A 20,929-nucleotide genomic window follows, 5' to 3' on the forward strand; every position below is an offset into this window, starting at 1 on the left:
TGTCTCGCGACGCGCGGGCGCGAGGCGAGAGTTATCCACAATTCCAGCGCGGAGCTAGGTTATAGGACGTCCCTCAGGCAAGCGCCTTGCGCGACGCGCAGAACTCACCATGCCGCAGCGCTTCCAGGTCCAGTACGCGCAGACCGCCATACTCGATCTGGATCACGCGCTCGCGCTGCAGCACGGACAAGGCCTCGTTCACACGCTGACGCGACAGGCCGACCAGATTGGCCAGCTCCTGCTGGGTGATGCGCAGAATCTGCCCCACGCCGGGATAGAGCAAGGGGTTGAACAAGGCGGCCAGAGTGCGCGCCACGCGCAGATCGGGATTGCTCATGCGGTCTATCTCGCGCGCCGCGATGAACTGGCCCAGGCGCTCGTTGAGCTGGTTCATCACAAAACGGTTGAAACCTATGGAGTGATCAAGCAGCCAGTGGAACATGTCTATGGGCAGGCCGCCCACAACAGTCTTGCGGATGGCCTGCACGTTGTAGCGATAGGGCTCACGCTTGATGACCGTTCCCTCACCAAACCAGCCGCCGGGAGGCAGGCCGGCCAGCGTCATGCTGACTCCGTCGGCGCTTTCGGTGTTCATCTTGAGAAGGCCGTCGACCACGCCAAACCAGTAGGTAGGCGGGCGACCGGTGCGGCAGACATAGTCACCCGGCTCGGCATCGCCGACGAGCAGCACGCGTGCCACGTTTTCACGCTCTATGGGCAACAGAACGGGCCACCAGGGAATGCCATCGAGTTCTGAGCTCAAAGGCTTGCGCCGCCTTTGATGCAGGGACAGTTCTTGACTCATGCCCAGAAGCATTGCCAAAGCCGCGCTGGCGCAACAGCGGGATTTCCACGAGGCAGCAAATGCGCCATTTTCAGCAGCATTTGTTACAGCGGATTTTCACTATGCAGGCTTTCCCTCAAATTGTCGTCAAACAGACATCCTGACGTCAAAGTCGCTCATAGCATGTCTGCAAGACTTTCGTGAAGGGTAGCCGCGGCGGCTCCAACCCCAACCAAGAGGATCAGGCATGACAACCACGTTCCCGCAACTGCTGCTCAAGCACGCGACAGAACGCCCCGATGCGCCCGCCCTGCGCGAAAAGGAGTATGGCATCTGGCAAACCTGGAGCTGGCGCGAAGCCGCACAGACCGTGCGCCACATGGCCTGCGGCCTGCGCGCGCTGGGGCTTGAAAGTGGCCAGAACCTGGCGTTCATCAGCGATAACCGGCCCCATGTCTACATGGGCTTTCTGGCCGTTCAGGCCTGTGGCGCAGTGCCCATTCCGCTGTACCAGGATGCCGTGGCCGCCGAGATGCGCTTTGTGATGGAGGACGCGGAGATCGCGTTCGCTTTCGCCGAGAACCAGGAACAGGTGGACAAGCTGCTGGAAGTGCGCGAGAGCGTTCCCGGCATTCGTCACATCATCTATGACGATCCGCGCGGCCTGCGCAAATATGACCAACCCGGACTCATCAGCACCGATGAGCTGCTGGCCAAGGGCAAGGAATGGGATGCACGGCACGCGGGAGCCTATGAGGCCATGGTCCAGTCCGTCTCGCCCGACGATGTCTCGGTCATCCTCTACACCTCGGGCACCACGGGCAAGCCCAAGGGGGTGTGCCAAACCCATGCCAGCTTTGGCGAATCTGCCCGCGGCGGCGTGCAGACCGATGGTCTGAATGCTTCGGACAATGTGATCTGCTATCTGCCGCCGGCCTGGGTGGGAGACCATCTGTTCTCGTTTGCGCAATGGCTGGTGGCGGGCTTCACCATCAACTGCCCGGAATCCGCCTCGACCATCGCCATCGACCTGCGCGAGATCGGACCCAGCTACTACTTTGCTCCGCCGCGCATATTCGAGGGCATGCTGACCTCGGTTTCCATTCGCATGGAAGATGCCTCGCCGCTCAAGCAATGGATGTATGCCAAGGCCATGGGGGTGGCACGTCGCGTAGGCTCGGACATTCTGGACGGCAAGAGCGTCAGTGCCATGGATCGCCTCAAATACCAGTTGGGCAGCTTGTTCATCTACGGGCCGCTGCGCAATGCTCTGGGCCTTTCGCGCATCCGCGTGGCCTATACGGCAGGCGCTGCCATCGGCCCCGAGCTGTTTCGCTTCTTCCGCTCCATCGGAATCAACCTCAAGCAGCTCTACGGTCAAACCGAAACCTGTGCCTATGTCTGCCTGCAGCGCGACCGCCAGGTGGAACTCTCCAGCGTGGGCCAGGCGGCTCCGGGCATCGAGCTCAAGATTGCCGACAATGGCGAGGTGCTGGTTAAGGGTGTGTCCGTGCTCAAGGAGTACTACAAGCGCCCCGACGCCACGGCCGAGGTGATCGACGCCAGCGGCTACTTCCATACCGGCGATGCCGGAGTGATCGACGCCAACGGTCAGCTGCGCATCATCGACCGCGCCAAGGATGTGGGCAAGACCAGCCGCGGCGCCATGTTCGCGCCCAACTACATAGAGAACAAGCTCAAGTTCTTCCCGCATATCAAGGAAGCCGTTTGCTTCGGCCATGGCAAGGACGAGGTCTGTGCCTTCATCAACATCGACTACGAGGCCGTGGGCAACTGGGCCGAGCGCCAGGGCCTGCCCTACGGCGGCTATGTGGACCTGGCCAGCAAGGCCAAGGTGCTGGAGCTGGTGGCCGACTGCATAGACAAGGTCAACGCCGACCTGGCCAGCGAGCCCGGCATGGCCGACACCCAGGTGGCGCGCTTTCTGGTGCTGCACAAGGAACTGGACCCCGATGACGACGAGCTGACCCGCACCCGCAAGGTACGCCGCAACTTCATCGCCGACAAGTACGGCGTGCTGGTGGATGCGCTCTACACCGGCAAGCAGCAGCAGTTCATCGAGACCCTGGTGAAGTTCGAGGACGGCCGCACAGGCAGCGTCAGCGCCACGCTGACCATCGTCGAAGCCAAGCTCCACCCGGCTGCCTCCTGAGAGGAATTTTCATGAATACAAGAACCAGCGGCGAAGTGATTCTGGACATCAAGAACATCAGTCTGCGTTTCGGCGGCGTCAAAGCCTTGACCGATATCTCGTTCAATGTCAAAGAGCACGAAATCCGCTCCATCATCGGCCCCAACGGCGCCGGCAAGAGCTCCATGCTCAACTGCATCAACGGCGTCTATACACCGTCCGAAGGCTCCATCACCTTTCGCGGCCAGACCTTCAGTCATATGAACAGTCGCCAGGTGGCCGAGATGGGTGTCGCACGCACCTTCCAGAACCTGGCGCTGTTCAAGGGCATGAGCGTGATCGACAACATCATGACCGGCCGCAACCTCAAGATCAGGAGCAACATCCTCATGCAGGCCCTGCGCATCGGCCCTGCGCAACGCGAGGAAATGCAGCACCGCGAGTTCGTCGAGCACATCATTGACTTTCTCGAAATCCAGGCCTATCGCAAGACTCCCGTGGGCCAGCTTCCCTATGGCCTGCAAAAGCGCGTGGACCTGGGCCGGGCCCTGGCCATGGAGCCTCAGGTTCTGCTGCTGGACGAGCCCATGGCCGGCATGAATGTGGAAGAAAAGCAGGACATGTGCCGCTTCATCCTCGATGTGAACGAGGAGTTCGGCACCACCATCGTGCTCATCGAACACGATATGGGCGTGGTCATGGACATTTCGGACCGTGTCGTGGTGCTGGACTATGGCAAGAAGATCGGCGACGGCGCTCCCGATGAAGTACGCAACAACGAAGACGTGATCCGCGCCTATCTGGGCGCAGGCCACTGAAGGAGCAGTCATGGGATTTTTCTTAGAGACATTGTTCGGCGGCCTCATGGTGGGCACGCTGTATGCACTGATCGCCATCGGCTTTGTGCTGATCTTCAAGGCCTCTGGTGTCTTCAACTTTGCGCAAGGCGCCATGGTGCTGTTTTCGGCCCTGGCCATGGCGCGTTTTTCGCAATGGATTCCCGGCTGGCTGGGCCTGGAGCCAGGGCTGGTCGGCAACCTGCTGGCCATCGTCGTCACCCTGGCTCTGATGGTGGGCGTGGCCTGGGTGATCGAACGTCTGGCCCTGCGCCATCTGGTCAATCAGGAGCCCATCACCTTGCTGATGGCCACGCTGGGCATTGCCTATTTGCTCGACGGCCTGGGCCCCATGGTCTTTGGCAGCGAGGTCTACAAGATTGACGTAGGCATGCCCAAGGACCCTGTCTTCATCATGGACAGCCTGTTTCAGGGCGGCGTGATGATCAGCCTGGAAGACCTGTATGCGGCCTGCATCGCCGCCATCCTGGTGATCTGCCTGAGTCTTTTCTTTCAGAAGACCAAAACCGGACGCGCGCTGCGTGCCGTGGCCGACGACCACCAGGCCGCCCAGTCCATCGGCATTCCGCTGTCGCGCATCTGGGTCATCGTCTGGTCGGTGGCCGGCGGCGTGGCTCTGGTCGTCGGCATCATCTGGGGCAGCAAGCTGGGCGTTCAGTATTCGCTGTCGCTGGTGGCCCTGAAGGCCCTGCCCGTGGTGATTCTGGGCGGCCTGACATCACTGCCCGGCGCCATCATCGGCGGCCTGATCATCGGCGTGGGAGAGAAGCTCTCCGAGGTCTACATCGGCCCCATGGTGGGCGGCGGCATCGAGACCTGGTTTGCCTATGGTCTGGCCCTTTGCTTCCTGCTGGTACGACCCCAAGGTCTGTTCGGCGACAAGATCATTGACCGCGTCTGAACAGGGAGAACAAGAATATGTTTTATCGTGAAAACGGCCAGTTCAAGACCAGCTACGCGGCAGACCAGCAGATCTTCGGCGTCGCGCAGGACCGCTGGGTCATCCTGCTGGTGCTGGCCTTTGCCTTCCTGGCCATTCCCTTCATTGCCAGCGACTACACCTTTCAGGCGATTCTGATTCCTTTCGTCATCATGTCGCTGGCGGCGCTGGGACTCAATATCCTCGTCGGCTACTGCGGCCAGATTTCGCTGGGTACCGCCGCCTTCATGGCCGTGGGTGCCTATGCGGCCTACAACCTGCAGGCCCGCATTGAAGGCATGCCTTTGCTGGTAGCACTTCTGGGCGGTGGCGTGGTGGCCATGGCGTTCGGCGTGGTGTTCGGTCTGCCCAGCCTGCGCATTCGCGGCCTGTATCTGGCCGTGGCCACGCTGGCCGCCCAGTTCTTTGTGGACTGGCTGGCGACCCGCGCGGCCTGGGTGACGAACAACTCCTCTTCCGGCTCGGTCAGCGCCAAGCCCCTGGCCATTCTGGGCTGGGCCATCGACACGCCCATGGAAAAGTACCTGCTCTGCCTGGCGATTCTTTGTCTGCTCGGCCTGGCCGCCAAAAATCTGGTGCGCAGCTCGGTAGGACGTGAATGGATGGCCATGCGCGACATGGACGTGGCAGCTGCAGTGATCGGCATTCGCCCCACCTACGCCAAGCTGTCGGCCTTTGCGGTCAGCAGCTTTATCGTCGGCGTGGCCGGAGCGCTCTGGGGCTTTGTCCACCTGGGCGCCTGGGAACCCGCGGCCTTCAGCCTGGACCGCTCGCTGCAGCTGCTGTTCATGATCATCATCGGCGGCCTGGGCTCGGTCGTGGGCAGCATCTTCGGCGCCGCCTTCTTCGTGCTGCTGCCGCTGCTGCTCAACCAGGTGCCCCACTGGCTGGGCCTGCCGCTGTCCACTGCCACGGCGACCTATCTCGAGCACATGATTTTTGGTGCGCTCATCGTGTTCTTCCTGATTGTGGAACCCCACGGATTGGCCAAGCTCTGGGCCACGGCCCGTCAGAAGCTGCGCGTCTGGCCGTTTCCGCATTGACGACTCCCCCTTGTGCCGCTGACGCGGCTTCTCCCAAGGGGGACGGTACCTTCGCCAGGGAGGCTCCGCCGCGAGGCGGCTCTTGCTCGGTGCCCCTGAATTGCTGAGTGCTTGATTGAGAGATAGCTGATTTATTTACAAGACACCGCAGAGTGCCTGCAACCGGGACAGCGTCCCATACAACCCAAGGAGACAGTCGATGATGTTCAAGAAAGTTGCGATTGCTGCCGCTGCTGTTGCTGCAGGCATGGGAGCCTTGATGGCCTCGCCTGTGGCTCAGGCCCAGGAGCAGTTCGTGCCTCTGCTGGTGTATCGCACGGGCCAGTTCGCGCCCCTGGGTATTCCATGGGCGGACGGCAAGCAGGATTACCTCAAGCTGGTCAATGCCAAGGGTGGCGTCAACGGTGTGAAGATCAAATTCGAGGAATGCGAAACCGCCTATGACACGGCCAAGGGTGTGGAATGCTACGAGCGCCTCAAGAACAAGGACGGCGGCGCCTCGGGCTTTGACACCCAGTCCACCGGCATCACCTTTGCCGTGACCGACAAGGCTCCCGGCGACAAGGTGCCGGTGGTCACCCCAGGCTATGGTCTGTCCCAGTCCGTGGACGGCAAGGTCTTCGAGTGGAACTTCCCGCTGCTGGGCAACTACTGGACAGCCGCCGACTCCATCGTGCAGGACATTCTGAAGAAGGAAAAAGGCAACCTTAAGGGCAAGAAGATCGCTCTGGTCTATCACGACTCGCCTTATGGCAAGGAGCCGATTCCGCTGCTGGAAAAGCGCGCCGCCAAGGATGGCTTTGAGCTGATCAAGCTGCCCGTGACCGCCCCCGGCGTGGAGCAAAAATCCACCTGGCTGCAGATCCGCCAGAACCGCCCCGACTATGTGCTGCTGTGGTCGGCCGGCGTGATGACTCCTACGGCCGTGCGTGAGGCGCAGGCCACGGGCTACCCACGCGAGAAGATGTATGCCGTCTGGTGGGGCGGCTCCGACCATGACGTCAAGGACATCGGTGCCGGCGCCAAGGGCTACAACACGGTGACCATCCACAACACGGCCGAGAGCGACAAGGTGCATGGCGACATCAAGTCCATGCTCTACGACAAGGGTCAGGGCACGGCCAAGGACGCCAAGGAACTGGGCCAGCTGGCACATACTCGCGGCATGGTGATCTCCATGCTGCAGGTTGAGGCCATCCGCACCGCTCAGGAAAAGTTCGGCAAGGGCAAGGTCATGACACCCGAGCAGGTGCGCTGGGGCCTGGAGAACCTGAACATGACGCAGGAACGCCTGAACGAGCTGGGCTTCGGCAAGATCATCCGCCCCTTCAAGACCAGCTGCGACAACCACCTGGGCGCCGATTGGGCCCGTATTGCCACCTGGGACGGAAGCAAGTTCAAGGTGACTTCCGACTGGTACCAGGCCGACAAGTCCATGGTCGATCCGCTCTACAAGGAATTTGCGGAAAAGTACGCCAAGGAAAAGAACGTCAAGGTAAGAACCTGCACCCCCTGAGGCGCTTCACGCCTTCCCCCTCACTGGCGCCAAGCGCCTGAGGGGGGACGACGGCGCGGCCTGCCCAGGTCCTTGCTTGATGTCTCTGACCAAGGCCCGCCTCGTCGCAACCGGATTTATAAAAATCAGCCTCAAGCGCTTATCCATAAAGTGCAGACAGCTATCTATTTTGAGTTATCAGGTGACCGCATGACCGATATCGCGCACACAGTTTCCACTTCTGCCCAGACCGCACCGCTGGTGGAAGTCAATGGCATCGAGGTCATCTACAACCATGTGATCCTGGTGCTCAAGGGCGTCTCGCTACAAGTACCCCACCAGAGCATCGTGGCTCTGCTGGGCGGCAATGGCGCAGGCAAGACCACCACGCTGCGCGCCATCTCCAACCTGCTCAAAGGCGAGCGCGGCGAAGTCACCAAGGGCGGCATTACGCTGGAGGGCGAGCAGATCGCCAACCTCTCGCCCGCCGAACTTGTCAAGCGCGGAGTGGTCCAGGTCATGGAAGGACGCCACTGCTTCGCCCACCTGACGATCGAAGAAAACCTGCTCACCGGCAGCTACACACGCACGGACAAGGGCGAGATTGCTGCCAATCTCGAGAAGGTCTACAACTACTTCCCGCGCCTCAAGACCCGGCGCACCAGCCAGGCGGCCTACACCTCGGGCGGCGAGCAGCAGATGTGTGCCATCGGCCGTGCGCTGATGAGCAACCCGCGTATGGTTTTGCTAGACGAGCCCTCCATGGGCCTGGCGCCGCAGATCGTGGACGAGGTCTTTCACATCGTCAAAGACCTCAACAGCAAGGAAAAAGTCACCTTCCTGCTGGCCGAACAGAACACCAACATGGCGCTCAAATACGCCGACTACGGCTACATCATGGAAAGCGGGCGCATCGTCATGGACGGCTCCGCCAAGGATCTGGCCAGCAACGAGGACGTCAAGGAGTTCTATCTGGGCGTGGGCGGCGGCGAGCGCAAGAGCTTCAAGGACGTCAAGAGCTACAAACGCAGAAAACGCTGGTTGGCTTGATGGCTGCCCCCTGAGGCGCTTCGCGCCTTCCTCCTAGGGGGACGACAGCCTCGCTGCGCGGCGGCGCTTGCTCGCTGTCTCTGGCTTGGTGCGCGCCAGTTTTTAGCTTGCGCCCATTGACTCCGTTTTGCTTGCAGATTTTCTCTACAGGATTTGCCATGAGTGATTTCTACGATGCCCTGGAAACCCGCAGCCCCGAACAGCGCGAAGCCGACTGCATGGCCAGCCTGCCGCTGCAGATTGCCCATGCACAGCAGCGCTCCAGCGCTTTTGCCGAAATTCTCAAAGGTGTGGATGCATCCCGTATCACCAGTCGCGCAGCGCTGGCCACCTTGCCTGTGACGCGCAAGAGCGAGCTGCTGGAGCGCCAGGCCGCACAGCGGCCGCAGCAGATTTTTGGCGGATTCAATGCCATTGGCCTTGGCCACGACATGCCCAGGCTGTTTTCCAGCCCCGGCCCCATCTACGAGCCCGAAAGCCGCCGCCCCGACTACTGGCGCATGGCCCGCTCCATGTACGCCGCAGGCTTCAGGGCTGGTGAGCTGGTGCACAACTGCTTCAGCTATCACTTCGTGCCCGCCGGATCGATGATGGAAACCGGCGCCCAGGCCCTGGGCTGCACGGTGTTCGCGGGCGGCACGGGCCAGACCGAGCAACAAGTGCAGGCCATGGCCGATCTGCGGCCTGCAGCCTATGTGGGTACGCCCAGTTTTCTGAAAATCATTGTGGAAAAGGCCCTTGAGATGGGAGTGAAGCTGCCCAGCCTGACCAAGGCCATGGTCAGTGGCGAAGCCTTCCCTCCCTCGCTCAGCCAATGGATGCGCGAGCATGGCATAGATGCCTACCAGAGCTATGGCACGGCCGATCTGGGCCTGATTGCCTATGAGACCAGCGCCCGCGAAGGTCTGGTGCTGGACGAGGGCGTGATCGTGGAGATTGTGCGCCCCGGAACCGGCGACCCTGTGGCGGAGGGCGAGGTGGGCGAGCTGGTCATCACCACGCTCAACCCCGACTATCCGCTGATCCGCTTTGGCACGGGTGACCTCTCGGCCTATCTTCCGGGAACCTGCCCCACGGGTCGCACCAATGCCCGCATCAAGGGCTGGATGGGCCGCGCCGACCAGACCACCAAGGTGCGCGGCATGTTCGTGCATGCCAAACAGGTGGCCGAGGTCGTCAAGCGCTTTCCGCAGATCGTCAGGGCCAGGCTGGTGGTGACGGGTGAGATGGCCAACGACCAGATGCAGTTGCTGGTTGAAACCACGGAAACCGCACCGGGCTTTGCCCTGCAGGTGATCGACGCCTTGCGCGAAGTCACCAAGCTGCGTGGCGAAGTGCAGATGGTGTCTCCCGGCAGCCTGCCCAATGACGGCAAGGTGATCGAGGACGCGCGCTCCTATCAGTGAAGATCTGAAGAGCTGCCGGCATTCGGCTGGCTCTGCGACCTAAAGGTTTTGTACTGGGACTTGAGCTTGGCCAAGCCCCTGCACATGTGTCGCCAATACGCGACAGGCAATCGGTTTGCTTTAACGCAAATGCAATGTGATCGCCCGCTCCATCAAGGGATAACACTTAGAAAATAACAAAAACCCCACAGATTAGCGCTACCTAGAATCCGGCTTTACGTCACGACAAGTCAACCGTCCTGGTCTGCTTGCACATTATTTTTAGGGAGACACTGTGAAAACTATTTTCAAGATCGCCACCATCGCTCTGGCCGCCACCGCAGCCATCAGCAGCCATGCCGACAGCTACCCAGCCGCAGGCAAGACGATCACGATCATCGTGCCTTTCACGGCAGGCGGCCCCACCGACAAGGTGGCTCGCGACCTGGCCGAATCCATGCGCAAGCAGCTTAACAATGCCACCATCGTCATCGACAACGCAGACGGTGCCGGCAGCACGATTGGCACGGCCAAGGCCGCACGTGCACGCAATGACGGCTACACGCTGCTGCTGACGCATATCGGCATGTCCACCATCCCGACGCTGTACCGCAAACTGTCCTTCAACGTACTCAACGACTTCGAGTACGCCGGCATCATCAACGATGTGCCCATGACGCTGATCGGCCGCCCCACCCTGCCCGCCAAGAACTTCGCCGAAGTCAAGGACTGGGTCAGCAAGAACCAGGGCAAGGTGAATCTGGCCAACGCCGGCGTGGGCTCGGCATCGCACCTGTGCGGCCTGATGTTCCAGGCCTCGCTGCAGCAGGACATGACGCCCGTGCCCTACAAGGGTGCAGCTCCTGCGATTGCCGATCTGATGGGCAACCAGGTGGACCTGCTGTGCGACCAGACCACCAACACCACTTCGCAGATTGCCGCCAAGAAGGTTCAGGCCTATGCCGTGACCACTGCCAAGCCTCTGACCACGCCTGCACTCAAGGACCTGCCCACGCTGCAGTCCCTGGGCCTGAAGGACTTCAACGTGACCATCTGGCACGGTCTGTACGCACCCAAGGGCACGCCTGCCGATGTGGTGCAAAAGATCAACGAGGCCATGAAGGCTTCGCTCAAGGACCCCGAGTTCATCAAGCGCCAAGAAGCCCTGGGGGCCGTGATTGCCACCGACGACCGCACCAACCCTGCGGGCCACAAGAAGTTTGTGGAAGCCGAAATCGCCAAGTGGGGCAAGGTCATCAAGGCCGCCGGCATCTACGCCGACTGAGAACGCACGATCCGTTCAACGCAAAAAAGCCTGCATCTGCAGGCTTTTTTTGCATGGGGCGACCAAAGAAGGCCGCTTACCAGGTCACTTCCTTGCCATCGGCGGCGCTGCGCCTGAGCATGTCGACAAAAGGCACGATGCGCTGGCCCAGGGCCACGCCGTCCTGATTTGCAGGCACGGCATCCTCCTCCTGCGCTTCGTCTTGCGGCTGCGCACGTCTGGCCGCATCTTCGGCGGCAGCAGCCTCCAGCGCGACGATGGCGGCCGGAATCTGCTCCACGGTGAGGATGCCATGCACCTCATCGGGAGACTTGCCGATGATTTCCAGCAGCTTGCGGCCGTTGGCGTCCAGCATGATGAGGTCTGCCGTGGCACGCGATTTGAATTTGTAGGGCATGGAGCGATTCCTTCAGCGGTAGATGTATTCGCGGTTGAAAGGATAGCCGCTCTGCGCACCCGCCATCGCACCGCTGCGCAGATCGCCATCGGGTTTGCTGCACAGCATCTGATGCAACGCAATCCAGCCATGCTCGAAGCCCATGGCCGAGCCCGCCAGATAAAGACGATAGGCACGCAAAGCCCTGGCGGCCTTTTCCTCGTCGTACTGGGCTTGCAAAATGATTTGAGCTTCGCCCAGCCTGGCCTCCAACCCATCCGACCAGGCCCAAAGCGTGCGCGCGTAATGCGGGCGCAAGTTCTCGGTATCCACCATTTCCAGTCCGCTGGCCGCCAGATCATGCAGCACGCGGCTGACATGCATGAGCTCGCCACCGGGAAAGATGTAGCGGTTGATGAACTCGCCCATGCCGGCACCCAGCTCCACATTGCTGACACCGCCCGCCGTGATGCCATGGACCAGGGCCAGTCCGCCGGGCCTGAGCATGGAATAAATGGTTTCGAAGTATTCCTGCAGATTGGCGCTGCCCACATGTTCAAACATGCCGACTGAGCCGATCTTGTCGAATGGCTCCACATCACCCATTTGCCGGTAGTCGCGCAACTCGACCTGAACCTTGCCCTGCAGGCCCTTCTCGGCAATCAGACGCTGCACATGATCGAACTGGTTGCGCGACAGTGTGATGCCGTGGGCCTGCACGCCGTAATGCTCGGCTGCCCAGAAGACCAGTCCGCCCCAGCCTGAGCCTATGTCCCAGAAGCGCTCTCCGGGCTGGAGCTTGAGCTTTCTGCAGATGTGATCGAGCTTGGCCTCCTGCGCCTGCGCCAGGCTCATGCCCTGCTCTTTATAGTAAGCGCAGGAATAGACGCGGCGCGGATCCAGCCACAGTGCGTAGAAGTCGTCGGAGAGATCGTAATGAAACTGAATCTGCTCCGCATCGCGGGTCAGCGTGTGCATCGCCAGCGACCTGGCCTTGGAGACCGTCTGCCCCAGCCAGGAGGGCGTATGACCGACCGGATCACCGCGCAACAGCCCGGCCGCTGCCGCCATGATGTCGCGGGAGCTGCCCTTGACCTCCACCCAGCCTTCGACGATGGCCGAACCAATCGAGCCGATCTGGCCGTCCAGCAGCGCCGCAACAGCCTTGGGAGAGCGAAAAATGAGTTGAACCGCACTGTGTTCAGGCCCGATACGCTCGCCCGAGGGAAGCTGTATCGATGCAGTCACAGGAAGTCTTGCTAGCAGCGGCTCCAATGTGCTCAACAGGTTTTTCATGAAAACCATTGTTCACATCGACTATGGCAGGGTCAAGACGGAAAACATCCCTGCCGAAAACTGCCTCCAGGTCTGGCAGAGGATCAGTTACGGGCTTTCACCAGCCTGTCGTAGGCCTTGAGGGTGGCTGGGGCCACAGACTGCAGCACTTGTTCATAAGCCGTCTTGTGACGCGCCAGCAAGCGCATGGAGGCAACGGTGCGGCTGCGGCAGAACCAGTGGCAGGTGTGTTGCATCAGCATCAGCTCGGCCGTCATGGTGAAGGCTCGGCGCTTGCGCTCCTCCTCGTCAGCCGCATCCCCCACACGGGCGGCCGCCAGCGCCTGGGCATGAAGCTTCATGGTCTCGCGCACATCCATGGTGGCCGAAGGCAGAACCCTGGTCATATAGGGCAGCGCCAGCGGCAGGGTACTGGCACGCGTCTGCTCGGCCGGCAGGGTGGCGAACTCATCCGCGAAACGCTGAAACTGGCTCACCAGACTGCTCTCGGTATTGGCCAGCACAGGCCAGATCTGTTCACGCCTCTGCGCATCCTTCTCGCCGATGACACGCAGATATCCCTCCATCAGATTGGCCATGAGCTTCTCGATCTGAAAGCGTGCCAGATGCTGGGCCAGAAGCTGGGTGTGCTGACGCTGCTCCTGCTTCTTGAGCACGTAGAGCACGGTGGTGACAATGATGGCGAGCGTTAGAAAATCCATGAAGCGAAACCAGACCGGCGGACAAGCGCAATGAGAAAAAGGATGAGTGTAGTCAGCCTGAGGGCTTTGCTGGGAATTAGTGCCGCAATTGCAGGCCTGACGGGCTGCAGCAGCGCCGGCTATTACTGGCAAGGTTTCAAGGGACAGATGCAGATTCTTCAGGCCGCACGACCTATTGATGACTGGCTGGCAGAAGACAGTACCTCCGCAGCACTGCGTCAACGCCTGCAGACTGCGCAACAGATGCGCCGCTTCGCCAGCCGGGAGCTGGCTCTGCCCGACAACGCCAGCTACACCCGCTACGCTCAGCTGCAGCATCCGTTTGCGGTCTGGAACGTGGTGGCAGCCCCGGCCTACAGCCTGGAGATGCACCAATGGTGCTTTCCCGTCACCGGCTGCATTGCCTACCGAGGCTACTTCAGCAAGAGCGACGCACAAGCGCAGGCACTGACGCTTCAGTCCCAGGGTTTGGAAACCAGCGTCTATGGCGTGCCTGCCTACTCCACGCTGGGCTATCTGAACTGGCTGGGCGGCGACCCCTTGCTCAGCACCTTCACCTCCTGGCAGGAGGGTGACTTTGCCGGCCTGCTGTTCCACGAACTGGCCCATCAGCTGCTGTATGTGAAGAATGACACGGCCTTCAACGAATCCTTTGCCACCACGGTGGAACGCATGGCCACGCCCTTGTGGCTGCACAGCCATGCCAGCGCCGCCACGCAACAACGCTGGCAACAGAGCCTGCAGCGGCGCGAGCTATGGCAGCAGCTGACGCGCGAGACCCGCCAGCGCCTGCAACAGATTTATGAACAGAAAAATACTGAAGCCTTTGATGCCAAAGTGCTGGAAGCCATCAAAAGCAAAGTATTTGACGAATTCCGCGCCACTTATGCGCAGCTCAGAGCGCAATGGATTGCCAGCGACGAGCCCCTGCTGACCAGCCTCGCCCTGCGCGAGCAGTATTACCGGCGCCTGACCCAGACCGATGAATGGGTGGCCCAGGCCAATAACGCCAGCTTCGGTGCCCTGGCCGCCTATGACGACTGGGTGCCGGCCATGACTCGCTGGTGGCAGCAACTGCGCGGCGAAGGCCCGGCCACTCCCGAGACCTGGCGCAGCTTCTATGCGCAGATGCGCGAGCTGGCAGCCTTGCCTGCTGAAGAGCGCAAGCTGCGGCTATGCGCCCAATGGGGAAAAGCGGCAGAAACAGCGACCCAGTGCCAATAAATACGTCAAATTGACATAAAACAATTTTTTACAAGGGTTAACCATGTAGGAGGCTTCAGCGGTTTTTAAGAAAGTCCCGCCAGACTTCTCCGATACCTATTTTTTTGCCGTCCACCGTGGCTACCCAAGACTCCGTTTCCGCCCCATTTTTCAAGGGGCTTTTTCGACCTCGCACGCCTCAGTTCATCGCTCTGGCCCTGGCCATCTGGCTGACACTGACGGCGAACTGGGCCCTGTGGCTGCGCCTGCCTTCCCTGGATGGCTATCACGGCAGTCTGGCCCTGCTGGCCCTGCGGGTTGTGCCGCTGGTGCTGGGCGCCAGCCTTCTGCTGACCTCTTTGTTTGCCTGGCCGCGCTTTACCAAGCCGCTCTGGGTGGCGCTGCTGCTGGTGGCGGCCAGTTCCCAGTACTTCATGGTCAGCTACGGCACCGTGATGGACAAGGGCATGATTCACAACATCCTGCAGACCGATGCGCGCGAAAGCTCGGACTTGTTCAACATCAAGCTGCTGGCCGAGGTGTTGATCATCGCCATACTGCCAGCCATCTGGCTGTGGAAAACCCCGCTCAAACGCGCCAACAGCGCCTGGCGCAATATGCTGCGCACCGCCTTGCTGCTGCTGGGCGGCATTGCCCTGATAGCCGCATCACTGGCCGTTTCCTACCGCGATCTGGCCCCCGTGGTGCGCAACAATCTTTGGCTGCGCTACATGATCAATCCGATCAACCCCGTGCTGTCCGCAGCCTCGGTGGCGCTGGATCCTCTGCTCAACAAGCCCAGGCCTTTTGTCAGCATCACGGGCGGCGCGGCCCTGGGTGCCAGCTATGCCGCAGCCCAGAAACCGCCGCTGCTGGTGCTGGTGGTGGGCGAGACTGCACGCTCAAAGAATTTCAGCCTCAACGGTTACGAGCGCGATACCAACCCCGAGCTGGCCAAGCGCGATGTGCTGAGCTGGCGCAATGCCCGCTCCTGCGGCACCAGCACCCGCGAATCGGTGCCCTGCATGTTCTCCAACCTGGGCCGCGAAGGCTTTTACGCCTCCAAGGTCGAGCATGACAACCTGCTCGACGTGCTGCAGGCCGCCGGACTGGCCGTGCTTTGGGTGGACAACCAGGCAGGCTGCAAAGGCGTGTGCAAGCGTATCCCCATGGCCGATACCGCCGACAGCGTGAATACGCCGGCCGGCAAGGCGCTGTGCGCCCAGGATGGCGAATGCCTGGATGCTCTGCTGCTCAGCGGCCTGGACGAGCGCATCGCCAAGCTGGACCCCGCACGCCGGGCAAAGGGCCTGGTTCTGGTCATGCACCAGATGGGCAGTCACGGTCCCGAGTACTTCAAGCGCTCCACTGCAGACCTCAAGGCTTTCAAGCCCGAGTGCGCCACCAATGCACTGTCCAGCTGTTCGCAGCAAAGCGTGGTCAATGTCTACGACAACTCCATTCGCTATACCGACCACTTCCTGGCCCAGACCATAGACTGGCTCAAGACCCAGCAAAACCAGTTTGAAACCGGCATGTTCTACATGTCAGACCATGGCGAATCGCTGGGCGAGCTCGGTGTCTATTTGCACGGCATGCCTTACGCCATGGCGCCCGACGATCAAAAACATGTGCCCATGATTGCCTGGCTGGGAACGCTGGGTGCGCGCACCGGCCTGAATCAGGCCTGTCTGAGCAAGACTCTGGACCAGCCGCTCTCGCACGACAACCTGTTCCATACGGTGATGGGATTGATGGATGTCACTTCTCCAACCTACAAGCAGCCTCTGGATGCATTTGCCAGCTGCCGCACGGCCAGCTAGCCATTGACTGCGCAGTACAAAAAAAGCCTGCCGGATGCACGATCCGGCAGGCTTTTCCGCTTTCAGCAGCTGCGTATCACTCGCCCTGAGAGCCGCGGCGCGCCCAGCCCGTGGTGTGCTTTTCCAGCAGGTTGAACAACTCGTACATCACCATGGCCATGGCTCCCACCACGATCAGCCCCGCAAAGGCCAGGCCCATCTGCATGGAAGAGCCGGCCGAAACCAGCAGATAGCCGATCCCCTCGTTGGCAGCCGTCATCTCGCTGACCGTGGTGCCGACGAAGGCCAGCGTGATCGCGACCTTGAGCGAGCCGTAGAAATACGGCAGGGAGCGCGGCAGGCCGACCTTGATCAGCACGTCCCAGCGCTTGGCTCCCAGCACGCGCAGCACATCCTCCAGTTCGGGCTCCAGCGTGGCCAGACCCGTGGCGATATTGACCATGATGGGGAAAAAGCTGATCAGAAAGGCCGTGAGAATGGCCGGGCCTGCGCCGATGCCGAACCAGACCACCAAAATCGGTACGAACGCTGCCTTGGGCAAGGCGTTGAAAGCCGTCATCAGCGGGTAGAAGGCCGCATAGGCCAGACGCGAGGAGCCGATCAGAAAGCCCAGCAGCACGCCCACCACGATTGCCAGGGCAAAGCCTGCCATCGTCACCCAGTAGGTGCGCCAGGCATGCATGGCAATCGTGCCCGCAAACTCATAGAGCTGATGGCCTATGGCCCAGGGGCTGGGGAAGATGAATTCCGAGACGCCTAAGCCCGAGCAGATGATCTGCCAGAGCAGGACGATCAGCAGCAACAGCAGCCAGGGAGCCCAGCGCTCGGCGGTTTTTTGATGTTTCATGATGCGCCTTATTGAGGAATGGCGGCAGCGGTTTCGGGGCCGCTCTTGCGCAGGGCGCCGATATGGCCGCGCAGCTCGTAGACGATGTCCGAGAACTCGGGGGTGTAGGTGACCTCCAGATCACGCGGGCGCGGCAGGTCGATGTCGCGGCGCACCACGAAGCGGCCCGGGCTCTTGCTCATCACATAGACGGTATCGGCCAGGAACACGCTCTCGCGCAGATCATGGGTGACCAGGATCACATTGAACTTCTGCTCGGCCTGAAGGTCGCGCAAGATGCACCACAGCTCTTCGCGGGTGAAGGCATCGAGCGCGCCAAAGGGCTCGTCGAGCAGCAGCATCTGCGGCTCGTGAATCAGGGCGCGGCAGATGCTGGCGCGCTGCTGCATGCCGCCGGAAAGCTGCCAGGGAAACTTGCGCTCATAGCCTGCCAGACCCACCTTGCCCAGCAGCTCTATGGCACGCGCCTCGTATTCCTTGCGCTTTTGCTTGAACTGCGAACGGTGCGGCTCCACGATCTCCAGCGGCAGCAGCACATTGTCCAGTGTGGTGCGCCAGGGCAGCAGCGAGGAGGACTGAAACGCCATGCCCGAGATCTTGAGCGGCCCTGTCACGCGCTGGCCATCGACCGTGATGCGCCCCATGGACGGCATCTTCAGGCCCGTGGTGAGCTTCATGAACGTGGACTTTCCGCAGCCCGAAGGACCGACGATGGCGATGAACTCGCCGCGCTGCACCGTGAGGTCGATGGCCTCCACCGCAAAGTGATTGGCCTGCAGCAGCTCTTCGTTATAGGCCAGCCAGACGTCTTTGAATTCGACGAAGGGCCGGACAGCTTCTGTATCTGATGATTTCATAAAAACAGGCTGTAGCACCCGTCACACAAGCGCATACAGCTATCAATCAATGAGCAATTACTTTTTGGGAAAGACGTCGAGATCCGCGACTGGCGGCAGAAAGCGGCCGTTCCAGAGCGTCTCGGGGTTCACGCGTGTCTTGGTCGCATAGACGTCCGAGATCTGGGAAGCCATCAGCGCCATGCGTGTGGGGCTGACCTGCCCAAAGCCCTCGCCACGCGCGTCAGCGGTGTTGATCACGGTGTCGATCGCCAGTTGCAGACGGCGGGTTTCGAGCGCCGTGTTGACGATGCCGTCGCGCTCCTTCACATAGGCAATGGCTGCGCCGGGATTGGCCATGACTTCCTTGGCGCCCTTGCTGAAGGCCTTGAGGAAGGCACGCACGGCTTCGGGGTTCTCGCGCACCAGCTTGGCGCTGGCGATGATGGCGTTGCCATAGAGCTTGACGCCGTTGTCGGCAAACGGCATGACTGCCACATCGGCCGCCTTCACGCCCCGCGCCTCCAGGTTCAGCAGCGAAGTAAAGGTAAAGCCCGTGATGGCATCGATATCGCCGCGCACCAGCATGGTCTCGCGCAGCGGCGGATCCATGGTGGTCCATTGCACATCGCCGACTTTGTTGGCCTTGGCAAACAACGGAAAGCCGCGTCGGCCTGCATCAAAGACCGGCGCTCCCAGCTTCTTGCCCGTCAGGTCCGCCGGCTTGGCGATGGCGCTCTTCTTGAGCGCCATGACCGAGGCCGGCGTGTTGTTGTAGACCATCATCACGGCCACGGGCTTGTCCTTGACTTCGGGGTTGTTGGCATGAAACTCCATGAGCGCGGCCAGATCGGCAAAGCCCATGTCGTAGGAGCCCGATGCCACGCGCTGGATGGCGCCGCCCGAGCCGCTGCCGGCATCCACCGTCACATTGAGCCCTGCGGCCTGGAAATAGCCCTTGGCGACTGGCTGCAGAAACAGCGCCGCAGGCCCTTCGAAACGCCAGTCGAGCTGGAATTTGATGGGCGTTGCGGCAAAGGCTGCCGTGGCGCTGGCAAAGCTGCCCAGGGCCAGAACGGATTGCAGGAACAGGCGCTTGGTTTGCATGGTGGCTTCCCTCTCTCTATGTCAATGAATTGCGGTTGAACGAGTGCCGGGGCTCAGACCTTCCAGGCGCCCTGGTGCGAACTGCTGGCCTCTTCGATCAAGGCCGGCCCGATGCATTCGATGTCGTGCGAAGCGGCCTGAAACACATCGCGGCAGGACAGCTCGGCATCCTTCTGATCGATCCGCTCGCCACGGAACACGCGCAGCCGCTCGGCATCGATGCCATAGACCACGCGGCCGATGGCGGACCAGAAGATCGCGCCGGCACACATCACGCAGGGCTCGGCAGACGAGTACAGCGTGGCGACGGCCAGTTCATCTCGTGAATGCAGGGGGCTGGCCAGGCGGATGGCGGACAGCTCGGCATGGGCCGTGCAATCGCCGCTCTCGCCGTTGGCATTGCTGGCCCGGGCCAGCACGCGTCCGTCGGCCGCCACGATCAGCGCGCCAAACGGCCGGTTGCCGCGCTCGCGCGCCGTATCGGCAAGCGCAATAGCTTCACGCAGATAGCGGCCATCGCTGTCATTCAAGGTCTGGGCTTGAGGCAGGGACATGGAGGCTTCCTCCTCAGGCCTTGAGCATGCGCGCCGACCTGGCTGGCAGCATGCTGCTGTTGAACAGTGCGTCGGCAGATGGCGTGGTCTTGAGCGCAAAGGTCTGCACCACGCCGTCCAGCTGCTGCTCCATCAAACGCTTGCTGAAGTCGCCCAGTCCATGGCTTTTCGTATCTGCCGCGGCCACATACTGTGCGGTGATGGACCAGCGCTCCAGCTCCAGCTTCTCATCGAGCATCGGCTCGCGCTGGCGCACGGCGGCAATGCCTGCTGCGGGGTTGGCAAAGCACTCCACAATCGCCCGGTTGGTGGCGCGCAGGAAGGCGGCCACGACCTGCGGCTTCTCGGCGATCAACTGGCTGGACGCGAGAATCGCATTGCCATACAGATGAACGCCGGCATCGCTGTAGCGCAGTATGGAAAGCTCCTCGGGCTTGAGGCGCGCAAAGAGCGACACCGCCGAGTCATGGAAATAGGTGGCGGCATCCACATCGCCACGCACCATGACGTTGTCGCGTGCCGAGAACTCCGTCGTCGACCAGGCAAACAGATCGGCGGGCAGATTCTTGCGCCGCGCCACCATGGGCCAGGCTCGGCGCGTGGACTCCACTGCCGCTGCAGCCACCTTCTTGCCCTTGAGACTTGCGAAGTCCGAAGTGATGCCTCTGTCCTTGCGCCCGATGATCACAAAGGGCGCGCGGTTGTAGTACTGGTAGACGGCCTGCACGCGAGGTGTGCCGGCGTTCTGTGCATTGAACTCGATCAGCGAACTGATATCGCCCAGTCCGAGCTGGTAGGCACCACTGGCGATACGTGTAATCGAAGCCACCGAGCCCGACCCTACGTCCAGACTCACATCCAGCCCCTCATCGCGGTAGTAGCCGTTTTGCTGGGCCAGAAAGAACGGCGCCGTCTGGCCGTTGACGCGGAAATCCAGCGTGAATTTCAGCGGAGTCAGCGACTTGCCCTGGGCATGAACCCAGGGTGCGCCGCAAAGAGGCAGGGCGGCAAGAAATTGGCGACGTAGCATGGTGGAACTCTCAGGTCTCTGGCGACAGGAACGCCAGCAGCTGCCGCTGCTGACAGGACTTGAGCAATTTCCGGGCACTGCACGCGGATGCAGGCTGAACGCTTCTACTCGTTCAACCTTCTAGCAATTGGCGTGCCTACTTTGGGTTGCGCCTTGCCAGGTATC

Annotated in this window: 19 protein-coding genes; 10 read left to right on the forward strand and 9 right to left on the reverse strand. The window is 61.3% G+C overall.

The annotated features are described in order from the left end of the window. Positions 1–73 precede the first annotated feature (73 nt). A complete protein-coding gene (locus JAO85_RS06685) occupies positions 74–805 on the reverse strand; it encodes a Crp/Fnr family transcriptional regulator (protein ID WP_003068662.1) in 732 nt (243 codons plus the stop codon). A 226-nt stretch (positions 806–1,031) separates the two neighbouring features. Here JAO85_RS06685 and JAO85_RS06690 point away from each other — a divergent pair, with 226 nt between their 5' ends. The 8 genes from JAO85_RS06690 (at position 1,032) to JAO85_RS06725 (ending at position 10,991) form a co-directional block, all read left to right on the forward strand. Continuing rightward, positions 1,032–2,957: a long-chain fatty acid--CoA ligase gene (locus tag JAO85_RS06690; protein WP_202787745.1), complete on the forward strand. Its 1,926-nt coding sequence runs from the start codon at positions 1,032–1,034 to the stop codon at positions 2,955–2,957. Between the two features lie 11 nt (positions 2,958–2,968). Next, positions 2,969–3,754 carry an ABC transporter ATP-binding protein gene (locus JAO85_RS06695; protein WP_003068658.1) on the forward strand — a complete coding sequence of 262 codons (786 nt, stop codon included), beginning with the start codon at positions 2,969–2,971 and terminating at the stop codon, positions 3,752–3,754. Positions 3,755–3,764: 10 nt separating this feature from the next. Continuing rightward, positions 3,765–4,694: a branched-chain amino acid ABC transporter permease gene (locus tag JAO85_RS06700; RefSeq protein ID WP_034362866.1), complete on the forward strand. Its 930-nt coding sequence runs from the start codon at positions 3,765–3,767 to the stop codon at positions 4,692–4,694. Positions 4,695–4,711: 17 nt separating this feature from the next. Next, a complete protein-coding gene (locus tag JAO85_RS06705) occupies positions 4,712–5,776 on the forward strand; it encodes a branched-chain amino acid ABC transporter permease (protein WP_003068654.1) in 1,065 nt (354 codons plus the stop codon). A gap of 199 nt (positions 5,777–5,975) precedes the next feature. Further along, on the forward strand, positions 5,976–7,292 hold the full coding sequence (locus JAO85_RS06710) for an ABC transporter substrate-binding protein (RefSeq protein ID WP_202787746.1): 1,317 nt from the start codon (positions 5,976–5,978) through the stop codon (positions 7,290–7,292). Between the two features lie 189 nt (positions 7,293–7,481). Then, on the forward strand, positions 7,482–8,321 hold the full coding sequence (locus JAO85_RS06715; protein WP_012840001.1) for an ABC transporter ATP-binding protein: 840 nt from the start codon (positions 7,482–7,484) through the stop codon (positions 8,319–8,321). A gap of 158 nt (positions 8,322–8,479) precedes the next feature. Continuing rightward, positions 8,480–9,727, forward strand: coding sequence for a phenylacetate--CoA ligase family protein (locus JAO85_RS06720; RefSeq protein ID WP_003068645.1), 1,248 nt, complete (start codon positions 8,480–8,482; stop codon positions 9,725–9,727). 274 nt (positions 9,728–10,001) lie between these two features. Continuing rightward, positions 10,002–10,991: a tripartite tricarboxylate transporter substrate-binding protein gene (locus tag JAO85_RS06725; protein ID WP_003068642.1), complete on the forward strand. Its 990-nt coding sequence runs from the start codon at positions 10,002–10,004 to the stop codon at positions 10,989–10,991. 76 nt (positions 10,992–11,067) lie between these two features. On the opposite strand, the gene JAO85_RS06730 is transcribed toward JAO85_RS06725, so the two are convergent. The 3 genes from JAO85_RS06730 to JAO85_RS06740 form a co-directional block, all read right to left on the reverse strand. Beyond that, on the reverse strand, positions 11,068–11,388 hold the full coding sequence (locus tag JAO85_RS06730) for a DUF1840 domain-containing protein (protein WP_202787747.1): 321 nt from the start codon (positions 11,386–11,388) through the stop codon (positions 11,068–11,070). A gap of 12 nt (positions 11,389–11,400) precedes the next feature. Continuing rightward, the gene (locus JAO85_RS06735; protein ID WP_081007649.1) at positions 11,401–12,672 is read right to left on the reverse strand and encodes a cyclopropane-fatty-acyl-phospholipid synthase family protein; all 1,272 of its coding nucleotides are present in this window, start codon (positions 12,670–12,672) and stop codon (positions 11,401–11,403) included. A gap of 74 nt (positions 12,673–12,746) precedes the next feature. Then, the gene (locus JAO85_RS06740; protein WP_003068635.1) at positions 12,747–13,364 is read right to left on the reverse strand and encodes a hypothetical protein; all 618 of its coding nucleotides are present in this window, start codon (positions 13,362–13,364) and stop codon (positions 12,747–12,749) included. Positions 13,365–13,406: 42 nt separating this feature from the next. Here JAO85_RS06740 and JAO85_RS06745 point away from each other — a divergent pair, with 42 nt between their 5' ends. After that, the gene (locus JAO85_RS06745; RefSeq protein ID WP_039050113.1) at positions 13,407–14,588 is read left to right on the forward strand and encodes an aminopeptidase; all 1,182 of its coding nucleotides are present in this window, start codon (positions 13,407–13,409) and stop codon (positions 14,586–14,588) included. Positions 14,589–14,692: 104 nt separating this feature from the next. Beyond that, complete coding sequence (locus JAO85_RS06750) at positions 14,693–16,390, forward strand: phosphoethanolamine transferase (protein WP_039050114.1); 1,698 nt, start codon at positions 14,693–14,695, stop codon at positions 16,388–16,390. Between the two features lie 76 nt (positions 16,391–16,466). Here JAO85_RS06750 and JAO85_RS06755 read toward each other — a convergent pair whose 3' ends face one another. Genes JAO85_RS06755 through JAO85_RS06775 form a run of 5 tightly spaced genes read right to left on the reverse strand, consistent with a single transcriptional unit; the run spans position 16,467 to position 20,764 of the window. Beyond that, a complete protein-coding gene (locus JAO85_RS06755) occupies positions 16,467–17,237 on the reverse strand; it encodes an ABC transporter permease (RefSeq protein ID WP_003068629.1) in 771 nt (256 codons plus the stop codon). A gap of 8 nt (positions 17,238–17,245) precedes the next feature. Then, on the reverse strand, positions 17,246–18,094 hold the full coding sequence (locus JAO85_RS06760) for an ABC transporter ATP-binding protein (protein WP_054073784.1): 849 nt from the start codon (positions 18,092–18,094) through the stop codon (positions 17,246–17,248). Positions 18,095–18,151: 57 nt separating this feature from the next. After that, a complete protein-coding gene (locus tag JAO85_RS06765; RefSeq protein WP_202787748.1) occupies positions 18,152–19,180 on the reverse strand; it encodes an ABC transporter substrate-binding protein in 1,029 nt (342 codons plus the stop codon). 53 nt (positions 19,181–19,233) lie between these two features. Continuing rightward, positions 19,234–19,734 carry a nucleoside deaminase gene (locus tag JAO85_RS06770; RefSeq protein WP_202787749.1) on the reverse strand — a complete coding sequence of 167 codons (501 nt, stop codon included), beginning with the start codon at positions 19,732–19,734 and terminating at the stop codon, positions 19,234–19,236. A gap of 13 nt (positions 19,735–19,747) precedes the next feature. After that, entirely contained in the window at positions 19,748–20,764 is a 1,017-nt protein-coding gene (locus JAO85_RS06775) for an ABC transporter substrate-binding protein (protein ID WP_202787750.1), read from the reverse strand. Positions 20,765–20,929: the final 165 nt, after the last annotated feature.

The sequence above is a fragment of the Comamonas sp. NyZ500 genome, assembly GCF_016772095.1.
Classification (GTDB): Bacteria; Pseudomonadota; Gammaproteobacteria; order Burkholderiales; family Burkholderiaceae_C; genus Comamonas; species Comamonas thiooxydans.

Excerpts from the sequence above, each read along its gene's own strand:
- JAO85_RS06685 (WP_003068662.1), bottom strand. The coding sequence starts at position 805 with ATGAGTCAAGAACTGTCCCTGCATCAAAGGCGGCGCAAGCCTTTGAGC.
- JAO85_RS06690 (WP_202787745.1), top strand. The coding sequence starts at position 1,032 with ATGACAACCACGTTCCCGCAACTGCTGCTCAAGCACGCGACAGAACGC.
- JAO85_RS06695 (WP_003068658.1), top strand. The coding sequence starts at position 2,969 with ATGAATACAAGAACCAGCGGCGAAGTGATTCTGGACATCAAGAACATC.
- JAO85_RS06700 (WP_034362866.1), top strand. The coding sequence starts at position 3,765 with ATGGGATTTTTCTTAGAGACATTGTTCGGCGGCCTCATGGTGGGCACG.
- JAO85_RS06705 (WP_003068654.1), top strand. The coding sequence starts at position 4,712 with ATGTTTTATCGTGAAAACGGCCAGTTCAAGACCAGCTACGCGGCAGAC.
- JAO85_RS06710 (WP_202787746.1), top strand. The coding sequence starts at position 5,976 with ATGATGTTCAAGAAAGTTGCGATTGCTGCCGCTGCTGTTGCTGCAGGC.
- JAO85_RS06715 (WP_012840001.1), top strand. The coding sequence starts at position 7,482 with ATGACCGATATCGCGCACACAGTTTCCACTTCTGCCCAGACCGCACCG.
- JAO85_RS06720 (WP_003068645.1), top strand. The coding sequence starts at position 8,480 with ATGAGTGATTTCTACGATGCCCTGGAAACCCGCAGCCCCGAACAGCGC.
- JAO85_RS06730 (WP_202787747.1), bottom strand. The coding sequence starts at position 11,388 with ATGCCCTACAAATTCAAATCGCGTGCCACGGCAGACCTCATCATGCTG.
- JAO85_RS06735 (WP_081007649.1), bottom strand. The coding sequence starts at position 12,672 with ATGGTTTTCATGAAAAACCTGTTGAGCACATTGGAGCCGCTGCTAGCA.
- JAO85_RS06740 (WP_003068635.1), bottom strand. The coding sequence starts at position 13,364 with ATGGATTTTCTAACGCTCGCCATCATTGTCACCACCGTGCTCTACGTG.
- JAO85_RS06745 (WP_039050113.1), top strand. The coding sequence starts at position 13,407 with ATGAGTGTAGTCAGCCTGAGGGCTTTGCTGGGAATTAGTGCCGCAATT.
- JAO85_RS06755 (WP_003068629.1), bottom strand. The coding sequence starts at position 17,237 with ATGAAACATCAAAAAACCGCCGAGCGCTGGGCTCCCTGGCTGCTGTTG.
- JAO85_RS06760 (WP_054073784.1), bottom strand. The coding sequence starts at position 18,094 with ATGAAATCATCAGATACAGAAGCTGTCCGGCCCTTCGTCGAATTCAAA.
- JAO85_RS06765 (WP_202787748.1), bottom strand. The coding sequence starts at position 19,180 with ATGCAAACCAAGCGCCTGTTCCTGCAATCCGTTCTGGCCCTGGGCAGC.
- JAO85_RS06770 (WP_202787749.1), bottom strand. The coding sequence starts at position 19,734 with ATGTCCCTGCCTCAAGCCCAGACCTTGAATGACAGCGATGGCCGCTAT.
- JAO85_RS06775 (WP_202787750.1), bottom strand. The coding sequence starts at position 20,764 with ATGCTACGTCGCCAATTTCTTGCCGCCCTGCCTCTTTGCGGCGCACCC.